This is a genomic window from Paucibacter sp. DJ2R-2 (assembly GCF_025717675.1).
GTDB lineage: Bacteria > Pseudomonadota > Gammaproteobacteria > Burkholderiales > Burkholderiaceae_C > Paucibacter_A.
In genome coordinates, this window is record NZ_JAJIRT010000001.1 from 1,504,977 (window position 1) to 1,519,514 (window position 14,538).

General features: G+C 63.0%; 11 protein-coding genes. 1 reads left to right on the forward strand and 10 read right to left on the reverse strand.

Annotation, left to right across the window (positions count from 1 at the left end):
* Window positions 1-10: 10 nt before the first annotated feature.
* The 10 genes from LNV28_RS06550 to LNV28_RS06595 all read right to left on the reverse strand — a co-directional run bounded on the left by LNV28_RS06550 (window position 11) and on the right by LNV28_RS06595 (window position 13,541).
* Complete coding sequence (locus LNV28_RS06550) at window positions 11-523, reverse strand: endonuclease V (protein WP_263515856.1); 513 nt, start codon at window positions 521-523, stop codon at window positions 11-13.
* 346 nt (window positions 524-869) lie between these two features.
* Window positions 870-2,504: a DUF262 domain-containing protein gene (locus LNV28_RS06555; protein WP_263515855.1), complete on the reverse strand. Its 1,635-nt coding sequence runs from the start codon at window positions 2,502-2,504 to the stop codon at window positions 870-872.
* A gap of 8 nt (window positions 2,505-2,512) precedes the next feature.
* Entirely contained in the window at window positions 2,513-3,490 is a 978-nt protein-coding gene (locus tag LNV28_RS06560) for a hypothetical protein (protein ID WP_263515854.1), read from the reverse strand.
* Window positions 3,487-4,686, reverse strand: coding sequence for an AAA family ATPase (locus LNV28_RS25160; protein WP_411969909.1), 1,200 nt, complete (start codon window positions 4,684-4,686; stop codon window positions 3,487-3,489). Before LNV28_RS25160 ends, LNV28_RS06560 begins: the two co-directional genes overlap by 4 nt.
* Before the next feature lie 399 nt (window positions 4,687-5,085).
* On the reverse strand, window positions 5,086-5,451 hold the full coding sequence (locus LNV28_RS06570; RefSeq protein ID WP_263515852.1) for a GFA family protein: 366 nt from the start codon (window positions 5,449-5,451) through the stop codon (window positions 5,086-5,088).
* Between the two features lie 68 nt (window positions 5,452-5,519).
* Window positions 5,520-5,777 carry a helix-turn-helix domain-containing protein gene (locus LNV28_RS06575; RefSeq protein WP_263515851.1) on the reverse strand — a complete coding sequence of 86 codons (258 nt, stop codon included), beginning with the start codon at window positions 5,775-5,777 and terminating at the stop codon, window positions 5,520-5,522.
* A 133-nt stretch (window positions 5,778-5,910) separates the two neighbouring features.
* A complete protein-coding gene (locus LNV28_RS06580) occupies window positions 5,911-8,379 on the reverse strand; it encodes an O-linked N-acetylglucosamine transferase family protein (RefSeq protein WP_263515850.1) in 2,469 nt (822 codons plus the stop codon).
* A gap of 885 nt (window positions 8,380-9,264) precedes the next feature.
* Window positions 9,265-11,334 carry a DEAD/DEAH box helicase gene (locus tag LNV28_RS06585; RefSeq protein ID WP_263515849.1) on the reverse strand — a complete coding sequence of 690 codons (2,070 nt, stop codon included), beginning with the start codon at window positions 11,332-11,334 and terminating at the stop codon, window positions 9,265-9,267.
* Window positions 11,335-11,424: 90 nt separating this feature from the next.
* Window positions 11,425-12,879, reverse strand: a complete 1,455-nt coding sequence (locus LNV28_RS06590) for a sensor histidine kinase (RefSeq protein WP_263515848.1) — start codon at window positions 12,877-12,879, stop codon at window positions 11,425-11,427.
* Window positions 12,876-13,541, reverse strand: coding sequence for a response regulator transcription factor (locus LNV28_RS06595; protein WP_263515847.1), 666 nt, complete (start codon window positions 13,539-13,541; stop codon window positions 12,876-12,878). Before LNV28_RS06595 ends, LNV28_RS06590 begins: the two co-directional genes overlap by 4 nt.
* 250 nt (window positions 13,542-13,791) lie before the next feature.
* Between LNV28_RS06595 and LNV28_RS06600 the strand changes: the two genes are divergently transcribed.
* Window positions 13,792-14,511: a chitinase gene (locus LNV28_RS06600; protein ID WP_263515846.1), complete on the forward strand. Its 720-nt coding sequence runs from the start codon at window positions 13,792-13,794 to the stop codon at window positions 14,509-14,511.
* Window positions 14,512-14,538 lie beyond the last annotated feature (27 nt).

Here is a 14,538-nt window from a genome sequence, read left to right on the forward strand (position 1 = left end):
CCGGCCGCAGTCAGTCCTTGTTCTTCGCCAGGCGCGCCACGAGCTTCATCAGCGTGGGCACGCGCTTCCTGCCATGCATCGTGCGCAGGCGAGCCTTGGCCGCGCCGATGTCGATGCCCGCACAGGTGACCAGCAGCGGCTGCGTCTCCTCATCTTCCCGCATCACCTCGAACTGCGCCGTCAGGCCCGGAAGGCGTTTTTTCGAAACGCCGACGATGGGCACGCTGCCGCCCAGGGCGTGAAAGATGTGCTGGCCCAGGCCCGGCGTTTCGTCGGCATCTAGATGGACAAAGCCGTCGATCAAGATGAGCTCGGGCTCCAGCTTGTGCTCGCGCAGCAGTTGCATCACGCAGGGCAGTTCTCTCAGGTCCAGCGTTCCTCGGACCGCTGGCTCGACATGGGCGATGCGCGAGAGGTAAGTTCGGGTCGCTTCCGCCGCATCCCAGGCCTCGAAAGCCACCGCAGCAGCAGTGGCACGGGTCGCCTGCGCGTCTTCGAAATGAACAGCCACGATGAGTTTCATGCGGGATTATGAGCCGCAACGATTCATACGCTGGACGATCGGTGCTTGGCGTTACTTCCAGGTTCTACGGGCAGGTCGAGGCTTTGTGGATGGCGCACACGAAACCCGGTCGAAATGGGACTGCGCGTGCAGCAGACCCGGGTCTGCACTTGGCAAGGGCCATCTCACCGACTTAAACGTCGGTTGACTTGAAACTGCAGGCCTGACTTTTGCCCTCTGCGATGAACCCCCGCATTTGCCCACATTCTGCTGTTACGGCGCAGTCCGAACTATCGCTGTCCCATTCTGCAAACGGGGACCCCGTGACTCTATTCTTGACCGGCACGATTGATAGCCAACTGGCGACTTACGGCCGCCTACGAGTAAGTGGGCGTGGCTGCAATTCCTTGGCCGTTGAAGGGAGGGCATCTGCACCCGTGATGAACTCTTTTGGGTGTAACCCAGAAAACCATCTCCCCTCGAAGGCATTCATTGCTTTCTCTCGGCGAGCGATGAAGGCTGGCATGTCCGATTTTCGCCAAGCACTAAGACAGTCGTCCTCAATGAAGTGTCCATGCAAAGCTTCACGATTCTCTGTATTCAGGGCTTCAAAGAGACCTTCGATATCTTCTCCAGGCCAGATGAAGCGATTCCCTGGCCGCGTTCCTTCGCCAGGGATCAACGAAACAATTGCTCGGGGGCCACGCGAGTGGAGCAATTCGACTTTGTTACATCCAAAGGCGTAACCGTCCGCAAAGTACCGCGCTCGCGCATTGCGTAGATCGAGGCTGGGAAGCGCGCTTGGCGCGGCTGTAGCGTAGAGCAACTTTGGCCACGCATTTGGCTTGCCTGACAGTCCGGCTCTTAGGTGTCGCAGTGCTGCCTGCACGCGATGCGTAGCAGCACTAGCGAAACTACCCCAGACGGTGGTAAGCCCCCACCATCTACGCAGCCACTCCGGATCTGGCTGTCGCTTGCCACTCAGGTCATCCAGTGCAATTGCCGTGAGAGTAAGCTGCATTTGATATGGCACTGCAACCGGCGAATGCACAAAATTCTCGGCCGCTAACGTCATTGCGCGAGCGAGCAGTTCAACCGGCCTGATTGCTAGTTCAGGCTTCTCTTTGATTCTTCGGACTAATAGATCTCCAGGCGAACGAACCACATCCATGCCGAGAAGACCCTTTAGAACGTTTAAGGTTTGTTGTTCGCTTGCAGGCTCCCAGCCATCGGGAAGGCTCTGCTTACTCCATTCCCGCTCGAATATTTCTCGCAGGTCAAACTCGTCACCCCAAGTAAGAGCCGCAACCATATGGAACTCGGTCATGGCAACGCCTTGACTATTCACTCGATGGAACGTTCTTGTAGCCAGCTCGACGTCATCGGTACTCAGGGGGATCACTGGTATGCGACACCACTGCATCGCATACAAAACGCCTTCCGCAATCTCCTGCAGGCGATCCACTTCGTTGGCATCAAGGCCACCTTCTCGCTCCTTGTTCCTGAAGTGTTGTCTGATTCCTACCGCGTCGAGGAATAGATGCAATGGAAGGCAAGACCAAGCGTCGGTCGGATTGCCCACGACGAAGTCATCCTGCTCCAGGTCGAAGAAGATAGGCGTAGGCACATCGTCGTACCCTGACGATCCGGCCTTACCCCTCTTATGTGGCGCTGGCATGAGGAATGCGGCAAAGAGCGTTGTAAGTCGTTGGTGCCCATCAAGCAGATAGCTGATCGTCTGGCCTTTGATCGGCCGCGGAATCTTTACACCTGCGATGGCATCAAAGCTTGGTAGCCGGTTTTGAGAAGTCCGCCATACCAATAGACTTCCAATCGGAATTCCGGCTCGCAGTGAGCGGAGGAGTTCCACCCTGCGTTCATCTTCCCAGACGAAAGGCCGCTGGAAGCGGGGAACCTGGATATGTCCAGCTCGCACATCAGCGAGTAGCTTTGGCAAGTCGATAACTTGCGGTTGAGAAACGTAGCTAGGTGTCTCGTTCATACGTAGTCCTATATCGCGTCCTGTAAGGCACCCATCAAGGCGTCCATCTCCAATAGGACGTCATTTGGCCAAGGATGATTCACGGGCACGTTGTTAAACTTCTCCGAGATTTTTTCCCCAAAACCTTGGGAAAGGGCAGCGACAGCCGGTGGGGAAAGTTGAGACCAAAAGCCCTGACTTCGCCCTGCGCGCACCACTTTCTTCGGATCAGAAGGCATCACGCCGTCACCTGCAAGGCCTCTCTTGAAGTTGTAGAAGTGGGCCATTTGCCCAACTTCCGAGCTGAAAAGCACAGTGGCCGTTGTGACGTTCACAGAGCTAAGGACAGACGGAGGCAAGTAATTCTCGATTGAGCGCCGCCTTAGCATGTGCCATCGACTCCGCGGCAGAGCCTCGCAGGAGCGCTCGAACTTGTACCCCTGGCATCCATCGCCGTTGGGGGGCGTCCAGCCCGATGCAAGTTCCGAATGATGGAGGCGATCACTATCGAATAGATAGAACGTTCGCCACTGCGCTGCAACGTTCATAGCGGTTTCAGAAATGTCTTTCTGCATCTCAGAGCCGCCACCATGATCGGGATCAATCCATTCACGATCGCACCATTGAGTGAACGACGGAATGGTGGACTCAACAAACGCCCTGTCCGAGTTGCCGTTCTCTAAAACGAGGCGGAGTGGACGTTTAACCAAGGCACCTGCAGCAGTAGCAGTGAGCGCCCACGGCGGAGGAGCAGTAGCTCCACTATCACCGGAAGGCAAGACACGTAGAACAATAGCGTTAGCACGCGCCTGTGATGAAGCGAGTCGTATCTTGAAGTACTCAACGTGCATTCTTAAATGCACGCTACACCAAGCGATCATCGAATCTGGCTCGGCTCGCACAGCATGCTGTTCATGCATGACCAGCAGCACCAGAAATTCCAGCAAGCTTCTGTTCCATGACTCATCCTGTTGCGACCAACATGTGTCATCGAAATCGACAATCATGAGGCGCTCCGCTGAGCCTTCAACAGTTCGCCCTTGAGCTGAAGCAAGTCGCCGAATGCGTCGAGAGGCCAACTCCCGCCTAATTGCCCCCTATCGTCAAACGGTACGCGCCGAGCAATGGACACCGGATCTCCTCGACGCTCCACCCAGTAAAGAGCAACGTCCTTTCCTTTGATCTGTTGATGTTGACCCGCTACAGCCAACTGCACTGCCGCCAACAGCACCTCAGAGTGAGTCTCAATAAGTACTTGTGCCCCAGCGGCAACGGCGCTCGAAATCGACTCAGCAAGTGCGCGTTGCGCGTCCGTATGGAGGTGAAGTTCAGGCTGCTCAAGGCACACAAGCCTGGGGCCTAGCCCATACGCGGCGCGCGCTAGTGCAACCAAAGGTGCCAGTACTTGCGTCAAGCCCTCGCCTGTATCAACGAGGTTGATCGAAGCCGAAGGGTTTGCTATCGGCGCAACGTCAAGTCGAAAGAAGCTGGGGGCTACGTCTGTTACGCCCAACTCAAACCCGAGGTTTGAGAAGAAGTTTCGAATGAAGTCAATTGCCTTTCGTTCATTGTCTGAGCGTGCTTGCCGCGCCCAGTGATATAGGAACCGAGCCACTCCCTCCCCAGTAGAAGGCAAGGTTCCAGGAGCAGATGCATGTCCTTTCTCAACACGGGGCACTGCAACACGAATGCCCTGCAACCACTGAACGTCAAGTTGGAACTCACTCCGTTGGCAACCTGCGTTACTGATCCATTTGCCCATGTCCGGCTCTGGCAGGAGTCCACTGACAACTTTGCCTCGCCCCTGCCACTCACCGTCGCCATCATCTTCCAGGTGCCAGACCTGACCGCGTGCCCCGTTCAGCAGGATGCTCTTCAGTTCGCAGCTACCGGGCAGTTCTCCGCCCCGAAACGCCCAACTGGCTTTCTGCGTAGAAACCCAACTCACTGTCACTTCAAGGGGGTGCCGAGATCGGGTGATATGGGCCAAATCGTTCCACAGTGCATCGCGGCCAACGGAACCATCCAGTATTGGGCCGGGCCGCTCATCCTTCATCGATTCAGCTATCCAAGGAAGAAGGCGGAGAAGCGCACTCTTCCCAGAACTGTTCTCTCCATAGAAGAGCGTGAGCGGCGCAAGCTCTACAAGCTGAAGATCCCTAAACCCTTTGTAGTTTTGTACTTCAAATGCCCGAATATGCATCGCAACTCCCCATGGATTTCTTGTATTGAATAGTGAAAGTTAGCTGCCCGGCGGTGAGCGCTACCTCTTTTCAGACTATATGTCGTCCCAAAATACGACTGGCCTGATTTAATGGATCAGTCCCTTGCCCATGCTTGGTAACCACGGTTTGCTTATCAAGAAACGGGTTTCATATGGCTGTGCTTAAAGAAGAACTGGTAGCCGCCCAACAGTGCAAGTAATCCCGATCCAAAGACTTGCAAGATTGGCGATGCGTCCATGAAACCTAATTCTCTGTCTGTTGAACAGTCGCGAATTCTTCCCAGCATATGAGCATATGAGTTTCGCGTTAGCCGGGCAAAGCAAGGCTCGGAGACAGTTCCTTCCCGAACGACCACACTTTCCTAGCTAGCGTGCCGCTCAATCATCCAGGAACTTCCACGTCTCCGCCCCGTCGAACCTGCGAATTCGCACGGACGCGATCAAGGCTGGGTCGAAGTTGCCCAGGTGAACACCGTGCTTGCCACCCGGCTCTGCGGAAACGGGCTCCCAGTGCGTCACGCAGCCACAGTGCCGGCAGCGCATGGTTCGCAGCGTCTTGTCACCCTGCACATAAGCATGCATGGCATCAGGCGCCGCATCAATCGTCACCGTGCCCCACTCGAAATACACCCAGGGGCCGCCGACGCGTCGGCACAGCGAGCAGTTGCAAGACGTCGCGGTCTCGGGCGTGGCTGGCAAGGTGAGGCGGACGGCGCCGCAGTGACAGGAGCCGGTGTGCTGCATGCGGGCGAGTCCTCGGGTGAAGTGCGGGAGTTCAGCGGGCAGGCACTGTGCGGCGCTTGGCTTGCGGCTCAGGGCTCGCTCGGTGGCTGAAGCGTCACCGCCAAGCCATACAACGCCAACAAGCCCAGCATATGCCCCACCGACACCCCGGGCTCGCCGGACTCGATCCGGGCGATGGTCTGCACATGCACGCCGAGGCGGGTGGCCGCGGTGGCCTGGCCTTCGCCGGCGGCGAGCCGGGCCTGCTTGGCGGCCGCGCCGAGGGCGCGGATGGAGGACAGCGCCTGTTCGTCGATGTCCACGGAGATGCGTTTGCCTTGTGCCATGGCGGGCATTGTCACCCGGTTGAGGCCTGAGCTTTGCTACGCCAGAAGGCCACATCAATGGGCACGGCCGTGCCGCTGCGTTCGTTGACCCGCAGCGGTTTGTGAGCGCCTTCGCTGGGAGCAAGAAAGACGATCAGCTTTGCCCGCGCTCGGTTCCAGTGCTGTTGCTGCCTGGCTTGAATGCAACCGCCCAAAGCGCAAATCCATGTGAGCGCACAACCACGCGTTCGAAGCCGACTCGCGTCAACACCTGCTCTAACGATCGGCAGGTGAAGCCAGTTTTGTGGATCATGAAGGCGTTGCCGCCTTCGACGAAGGGAGCGTAGCCGTAAACCATATCTAGCGCATTGATCGGCCCAGCGGGTGATTGATACATGGGCAGCTCCTGCTCGTCGCGCAGAATGCGCTCTGCGGCCGCACGCAGGTCAGGGACCGTGATCAGTGCGAAGCCCCCTGGCTCTAGAACACGCAGGAATTCACTCAAAGCCTTCGGCACTTCGCTGACATAAAGGTGTTCCACGTTGTGCGAGGAGTACAGCGCCTGCATGCTGTCACTGGGCACCACTTTCATGTCGGTGGTCGAGGCGACGAAGTCTGGCTCAACCTGCTTGTCGATATCCAAGCGCACCTCGCGCCAGATCGAGGGATCGAAGTAGACCGGCAGCTTGCCTGCTTCTGGGCTGCCACAGCCTACGTGCAGTACTTTGAGCGGCTGTGCAGGTAGCGGCCTCGCCGTCTTGGCCCAGGCAGCAAACAGGCGCTGACAATGGGCTTCGATCTCGCGCGCTAAGCTGGCGCCGTCTAGCAAGGCAGAGGCCTGCAGCGCATGGCGCTGGGAGGTTCGCAGGGATGCCAGGCCGTCTGGGTTGGAAATGAGCTCGCATGCAATACGCACAAAATGCGAGGCATCTTCTGCGATCCATTCTGGCCGCCCAGCCGCCACCAGCAAAGAAGCCCCCATACGCGTGGCGGGTCGTTCGCCGCGCAGGCTCACGACAGGCACGCCCATCCACAAGGCCTCGCAGGTGTTGCCCGCTAAGTTGAAGGGAATGGTGTCCAGCATGACATCGATGCGGGAAAAGTCAGCCAGGTGTTCGGCGTAGTCTGTCCAGCGCAGCAGGGTGACTCGCTCAGAGGCTACGCCCAGCGCGCTCAGCCGGTCCAGCAGACCTGCTGCGGAGTCGGCGTCGGCCAGTGCGGCCGCCTTAATCAGCAGCCGCGAGTCCGGTACAGCCTTGAGCACCTGAGCCCATAGTGTCAATGTGCTTGGCGTGACTTTGGATAAATTGCAGTAGCAGCCGAAACTGGCATGGCCCAAGGTCAACATCGGCGGTTCACGTACCTCGGGAGCATCGGGCGGAGGCGCGTAACGGAACATGCCACACGCAAGATGCAGCGGCTGCTCGACGCCGGCGTCTCCCCCTGGTGGATCGATCCACGTATCGGTAAAACGATGCCCGATCGCGTCCAGCCCGGTCGTGGTCGGATAGCCCAAATAGGTGATCTGAACAGGGGCCGCACCGCGTGCCAGAGCGGCAAGGCGGTTGCCGGCTGTATGGCCTGCCAAGTCGATCAGCACGTCGATTCTGTCGCGCCGCAGGATGCCAATCAATTCGGCGTCGCTCGCGGCGTGACATTCGCGCCAGACCGCGCCGGTGGCGCGCAGTCGCCGGCTTAGCGCATCGTCCCGCTGGCGTGTAGCAAAAAGCACTGGCTCAAAGCGATCCTGGTCTAAGCTACTCAGAAGGGGTTCGAACAAATAGCCGACCGTGTGTTCGCCAAAGTCGGGCGAAAGGAAGCCCACCCGCAGGCGCCGCCCTAAATTGCGCTCGTTGGCAAAGAGAGGCGGCAGCTGGTTCCAGACGCCTCCATGCTGCGCGCCGTAGGCGCGATGCTGCTGCAGCAACTCAGCAGCATCCAGATGCTCGCTGTAGTTGAGCATTAAAAGCATATTGCTGTGTGTCGCGCTGTCGTCGGCGCGTAGGCGCAGGGCCTCGCGATAGGCCAGTTCAGCAGCTCCGAACTCGCCGCAATCAGTGAGCAAATTGCCGAGTTGCCCATGGGCGCGCGCATCAGCAGGCGCTTGCTGGATTCGTCGCCGACAAACAGTGAGGGCTTCGCGGGTGCGGCCGAGTCTACCCAATGCGACCGAATAGTTATGGATCGCGTCGCCATCGAGTGCCGTGCCTAGCCGCGCGTAGTCAGTCACGGCCGCCAAGTGCTGGCCGCGTGACACCAGCATCGCGGCACGACTGGCAATGAATTCGGGGCGCGCAGGAGCAGCTTCTATGGCCTGTTGGATCAGTCTCAAAGCTGCCTCAGATTCCCCCTGCTGGAACAAAACAAGGCTGAGGTTGTGCAGCACGTCAGCGTGGCCCGGATGAGCGGCCAGTAGTTCCCGATAGAGGCCGGCCGCAGCATCGAGTTCTCCGCCGATGTGATGGTCGAGTGCCTGAGCAAAAACACGCTCTGGCGCCAGCACGGCGGTGCTGATCGTCGCCCGCGTGATAGGTGCCGGTGCTGGCGTAAGTGGATTGCCGTGGCACTTCTTGTATTTCAGGCCGCTGCCACAGGGACAAGGCGCGTTTCTATCCGTCTTCAAATCACCCTCTTGTTCAAGTGGTCCTGAATCGCCGCGCAGTGTAGCAAGCCCCCCCAGGCCCACAGCACAGGGCAAAGAGCTCGATCCATGAAACCGAACGCGACTTTTTCCATTTCAACCGCCGGTACGAGTAAGCCTGGCATCGTTGCGACCAAGTCGACTCGATGGAGAACTCTGCTCGGCGTGCGATAACACTGACTTCAGTGGGTACAGGCTTCCTGAAGGACTTCTGTGCGCGGCGAGCTTGCCTATGCGGTTGCATGAGTCAATGCCACTAGGCCTCTGGCGTAGCAGCTGTGTTCACCAAGACCGTCATAGCCGAAGGTATGAGCGAGCTCACAACCAAGGACCGATTTGCCAGCATCGTCCAATAGCGCCGGAAGACTCAAATGCCACATTGCGATGTGGGTGTCTATGGAACGATGAGCATATCTGGGCCACCTGCTCGGTCAGTCTGGCTTTTCCAGGCTAAAGCACTTGCCGAGCAGCCTGCAGCAGTTGTTGGAGAACCTTGATGTTGATCCGGCCGAGAGTGGATATCGCTCGGTGACTGAATCCTCAGTCGAGATCAATGCGGACTCTTTGGCCGGCCGGCCAATGGGATCGACCGATCGCTCCTGAGATCGCCAATCGAACTGTATAGCAGGGGGCGCAGCACGAAATCTCAGTCGGGCATTTGTCTGTCAGTTGCTCCCTATTGCGGCGCTGCCAGTTCTCCCAGAGTGGCAGGCCCCCTAAAGATCTCGCCCTGCTGCGGAGCATCTTGATGGGGCTGGCCGGCCTAGCCTAGGCTCATTGCGGCCGCGCCGAGGGCGCGGATGGAGGACAGCGCTTGTTCGTCGATGTCCACGGAGATGCGTTTGCCTTGTGCCATGGCGGGCATTGTCACCCGGTTGAGGCCTGCGCCTGAGCAAGCGCTTTGCTGCGCCAGAAGGCTACATCGATGGGCACGGCCGCGCCGCTGCGTTCGTTGATCAAGACGAGCTGGCGGCCGTCGGGGCTGAGCTGGCTGATTTCGCCGCTGAGGCGGCCGGCGCTGACGCGCAAACCGAGCGCATTGGCCGGAAAGCCGGGCTGGGCGGCCAGCTCCAGCAGGGCGTGCACGGGCCGGGTGTCGCCGGCCAGGCGCAGGCGCTGGACGATGGGGGCCAGAAAGGGGTTGTGGGCGCTGTCGCCGGGGGCCAGAAAGACGATCAACTTCGCCTGTGCGCGGCTCCAGGCCACATTGAACAGGCGCTGGGCTTCCTCGGTTTGCAAAAAGGGCTGGCTGCCGTCCACCGGGTCGAAGAGCAGCACCGGCGCCTCGCTGCCCTGGGCGCGGTGCACGGTGCTGACCTTGATCAGCGCTTCGGGCAGGCCGCGGGCGCGCAGGCGCTGGCGGATCAGGGCGCGCTGGGCACGGAAGGGCGTCAGCACCACCAGCTCATGCGGCTGCCAGCCGCCGCCGGGGCCGTCCCCGAGGGCGGTTTCGATCATGTCGGCAATCGCCTCGGCCGACTCGCGCCGCAGCGGCCCGCGGTCGGCGGCCGACCAGGCGCCCGAGGCGCGCATGGTCTGCACATGGATGTGGGTCTCGGCCGGCACCTTGGCGAAGCGGCGCTGGCGCGCCTGCAGCCAAGCGGGCGAGGCGCTGGCGTCGTCGGCCACGCGCAAAGCGCCTTCGTAGAACAACTGGCTGACCAGATCGCTGATGGGCGCGGCCATGCGCGATTGCTCGTCCAGCAGGGCCAGGGCCGGGCCCTGGCGCGGCATCTCGGCGAATGCGGAGCGGCCCAGCCAGCGGCGCGCCTCGCGCTCGCGGCTGCGCAGCACGGGCGAGAGCTGCTGCGGGTCGCCCGCGAACAGCCATTGCCGGCCCAGCGGCATCAGCACCAGGGCATGGGCCAGGCTGACCTGGCTGGCTTCGTCGAAGACCAACAAATCGAAGGGCGGGGTCGTGTCCTCCTGGCCTTCGGGCGCCAGGGCGCGCAGGGTCTTGAGCGTGAAGGCGGCGCGGGTGGTGGTCATGGCCGCCAGGCGGCAGCGTTGCAGCACTTGCAGCGAGGAGGCGCGCAGCTGTTCGCGCAGGTCTTGCACGCGGTCGTGCCAGGCTTTCAGCGCGCTGGCCTCGCCGGCGCTGGCGCGGCCGCTGGGCCGGGCGGCCTCGGCGCGCGCCAGGCGCTGGATCAGCTCGCGGTCCTGGGCGGGGATCAGGTGCTCGCGGCCCTCAAACGCCGCCGCGTCGAAGCGGGTACCCAGGCGCTGCACGCTGGCGCGCAGGGGCTCGCGCCGGCCTTTCTCCAGCGCCTTGTCCACCGCCAGCGTGGCCAGGTCCACGGCCTGGTTGGTGCTGGAGAGCAGCAGCACGCGGGCCTGCGGCCGCAGCTCCAGGTATTCGGCCAGCATCACGCCCAAGGTGGTGGTCTTGCCGGTGCCGGGCGGGCCCCAGAGGAAGGCGGCCTGCTGCTGCAGCAAGCCCAGGGCCTGGCGCTGACCCGGGCGCAGCCAGCGAAACGGTGCGCCCGTCAGCAGCGGGCCCTCGGGCCAGGCGGGCGGCGCGCCGAGGGCGGGCAGGGTGGCCAGGGCGCGCTCGGCCCAGGGCGTGTCCCACCAGGCATCGCTGACGGCCTTGAGGAAGCGGCTGGGGTAGAGGCGGATCAGGGCTTCTGGTCCGGGCGGCGGGCTGCTGGCGTTTTGCAGCAGCAGCTGGTCGTCCTCGGGCAGCACGGCCAGCACGCTGGCGCCGCCTTTGACCGGCGCGCCCCACCAGGCGGCGGCGCCGTCGAGGCTGTCGTCCAGCAGGCTTTGGGCCGAGGCGGTGCCGGGGCGCTGGCCCTCGGCGAACACGTAGCCCGGCTCCAGGCTGACGCGCCAGAGCGAGCCCTCGCGCTCGCTGCGCAGGACCTTGAAGTCGTAGTACTCGGGCGTGGCCGCGAGTTCGGCATGCAGCGCCGCGCGGAGGTCGGCCAGGCTCATGAAGTGGGGCTTGTTGAGAACGCAGGGGCAGCGAGGGAGGGCGGCACTATAGCGGCGCCGGTGGCCGCCAGCCGCCCCCGCGTTCTCCGCTCAGGCTTCGGCTTCCGGGCTTGGCTCGGCCGGTGCCGCGGCCTGACGCGTAAACCGCACGGACACCGCCAGGCCCCGGCCGCCCAAGCCGACGCCCAGCTGCACGCGCGCGCCATGCTGGGCGGCCGCTCGCTCGACGATGGCCAGGCCCAGGCCGCTGCCATGTTCTTCCTGGCCGGGGATGCGGTAGAAGCGCTCGAAGACCTTGGCCTGCAGCTCGGCCGGAATGCCCGGCCCCTGGTCCAGCACTTCCAGCACCACGGCCTCGGGCGTGTCGCTGATGCGCACCAGCACCTGGCCACTGGCGGGCGAGTACTTGATGGCGTTGCTCACCAGGTTGTCGATCAGGGCGCCGACCGACTCGCGGTTGATGCGCAGCCAGCATTCCTCGGGCGCCTGCAGCTCCAGCTCGATGTCGCGGCTCAGCGCCATCGGCGTGGCCAGCACCACGCGGTCGCTGACCAGGGCCACCAGTTCATGCTCGCGCTGCGCCATGTCCTGCGCGTCGGCGCCCGAGCGGGCCAGGGCCAACAGCTGGTGCACGGTGTGGGTGGCGCGGTCCACGCCCTGGTGCAGACGCTGGGCCGAGGCAGCGCGCCGCTCCGGGTCGCTGCCTTGGTCCAGGGCCTCGGCGCTGAGCTTGACGACGGCCAGCGGCGTCTTCAGCTCATGCGCCGCGTCGAGCAGGAATTCGCGTTCGCGGTCCAGGCGCAGCTGCAGGCGCGCCATTAGCGAGTTGACGGCGTTGACCACCGGCGCCAGCTCCACATAGGGCGAGTCGGGCAGGGGCGACAAGTCCTTGGCCGAGCGCTGCGAGATCTGCTGGCCGATGCGCTGCAGCGGCGCGAAGCCGAGCCGGAACAGCAGCCAGACCGGCAGGATCAGCAGGGGCAGGCCGTAAAGCAGGGGGCGGGCGTAGTAGCTGAAGCCGGCCAGGGAGAAATGCCAGTCGCCCGGGCGCTCCTGCCAGCGCCGCACGATCAGGCCTTGCTCGGGCTCGCTGGCCTCCGCATAGAGCCAGCGCGAGTCGCTGGCGTAGAGCGTCTCTTGTGGCTGGCCGCGGGCGCGGCCGCTGAGGTCGGGGTCGACGCGCAGCAGCAGCTGGCCCTCATGCCAGACCTGCAGCAGGTAGAAGGGTGAGCGGTGGCCTTTGTGGCGCCATTCGTCGCGCAGCAGCCCGTCCAGCCCGTTCATGCGCTCGGCCAGGGCGGCCGGCTGCTGCAGATGGGGCAGGGCTTGCAGCTTGGCCAGCTCGGCCCAGAGCTGGTTCTCGGCTTGGCCGTTGCGGCTTTGCAGCAGGCCGATGTCGATCAGCTCGCGCGCGATCAGAGCCGCCCAGGTCAGGAAAATCACCGCGAACACCGCGCCCAGGCTGCGCTTGAACAGCGAGCGGTGGGCCGGCGGCCGCGGGGCGTCGGCGTGGTGGGCAGCTTGGGGGGCAGGGCCGGCTTTCATGGGCCGGTCTCGATCAGGTAGCCGATGCCGCGCACGGTGCGGATATAGCCCTCGCCGATCTTGCGGCGCAGATTGGACATGTGCACATCGAGGCTGCGGCTGTCGGTCTGGTTCAGGGCCTTGCTTTCCAGCTGGCGGCGCGTGACCACGCGGTCGGGCAGCTTGAGCAGGGTCAGCAGCAGGGCGAACTCGCTGCGCGAGAGGTTGATGCGCTCGCCGCCCCGGCTCAACACCATGCGGTGTTCGTCCAGCAGCAGGTCCTTGAATTGCCATTGGTGGGGCGAGTCATCGCCTTCTTCGACGCCGGCGCGGCGCGCCACTGCCCTCAGCCGGGCCAGCAGCTCGGGGCCGGCGAAGGGCTTGACGAGGTAGTCGTCGGCGCCGCTGTCCAGGCCGCTGAGCCGGTCTTCGATGCTGTCGCGCGCGGTGATGACGATCAAAGGCAGCTTGCGGTCCGCCTGGCGCAGGCTGCGCAGCAGGTCCATGCCGTTGCCGTCGGGCAGGCCCAGGTCCAGCACCACGGCGTCGAAGTCCTGCTCGGCCGTCCAGAAGCGTGCATCGGCGACCCGGCGCAGCCAGATCACCTCGTGCTGGGCGTCCTGCAGCAGGGCCTGCACGGCCCGGCCCAACTCCAGATCGTCTTCCACCAAACAGATTTTCATGGCGGCGACTCTAGCAATGCCGGGGGCCGGCCGACAGGGCCGGGCCTTAAGGTGACCTTAATGATGTCTTATCGATCCGTGTAGGCAAGGCGATGGATAGTCGCTTCCGCAGCCTCATCAGGTTCCGTTCTGAGCCCGCCGAGAGCTGCCAGCACCTTCACTCCTTTCGCCTCCCCGAATGCATATGAAGCCCGGCATGACAGCGACGCAGCAAGCGCGGCTCCTCACCCGAGGTGCCCGACTTGCCCGAATGGCAGCAGCCGAAGGCGCAGCAGCCCGCGCCCTGTTGCTGGCGGCCCTGGCCCTGGCGGCGCCCTGGGCGGCCGCGCAGGCCCAAGGGCAGTTCCTGCTCAGCCAGGCCCAGTTCGAGCAGCTGTTTCCTGAGCGCATTGCCTTCTACACCTATGAGGGTTTTGCCCAGGCCGTGCGCCAAACGCCGGCCTTTGCCGCGCGCGGCAGCGAGCAGCAGAAGCGCCAGGAGATGGCGGCCTTTCTGGGCCAGATCGCCCACGAATCTGATCAGCTGAAAGCCCAGCGCGAATACCGGCGCGCCAACTGGGACAAATACTGCCGTGAGCAGTTGCCCGGCGAGCGCTGCGCCCCGGGCCAACAGTACTACGGCCGCGGCCCCATCCAGCTGAGCTGGAACTACCAGTACAAGGCGGCCGGCGAGGCTCTGGGCCTGGACCTTTGGGCCGACCCCGACCGCGTGGCGCGTGACTCCACCGTGGCCTGGCAGACGGCGCTCTGGTACTGGACCACCCAGCCTGGCGTGGCACCGCAGTCGTCCCACGAGGCGATGCTGGCCGGCAAGGGCTTCGGCGCCACCACCCGCGCCATCAACGGCGTGATCGAGTGTGACCAGGGTGCCGACCCCGACACCCTGCGCAAGCTGAACCGCCGCATTGATTTCTACCGCCGCGCAAGCAGCCTGTTGGAGGTGCCGTTGAGCGAGCCGCTGGGCTGCTGAGCGGCTCGGCTGCGCTGGCCGCCGAAG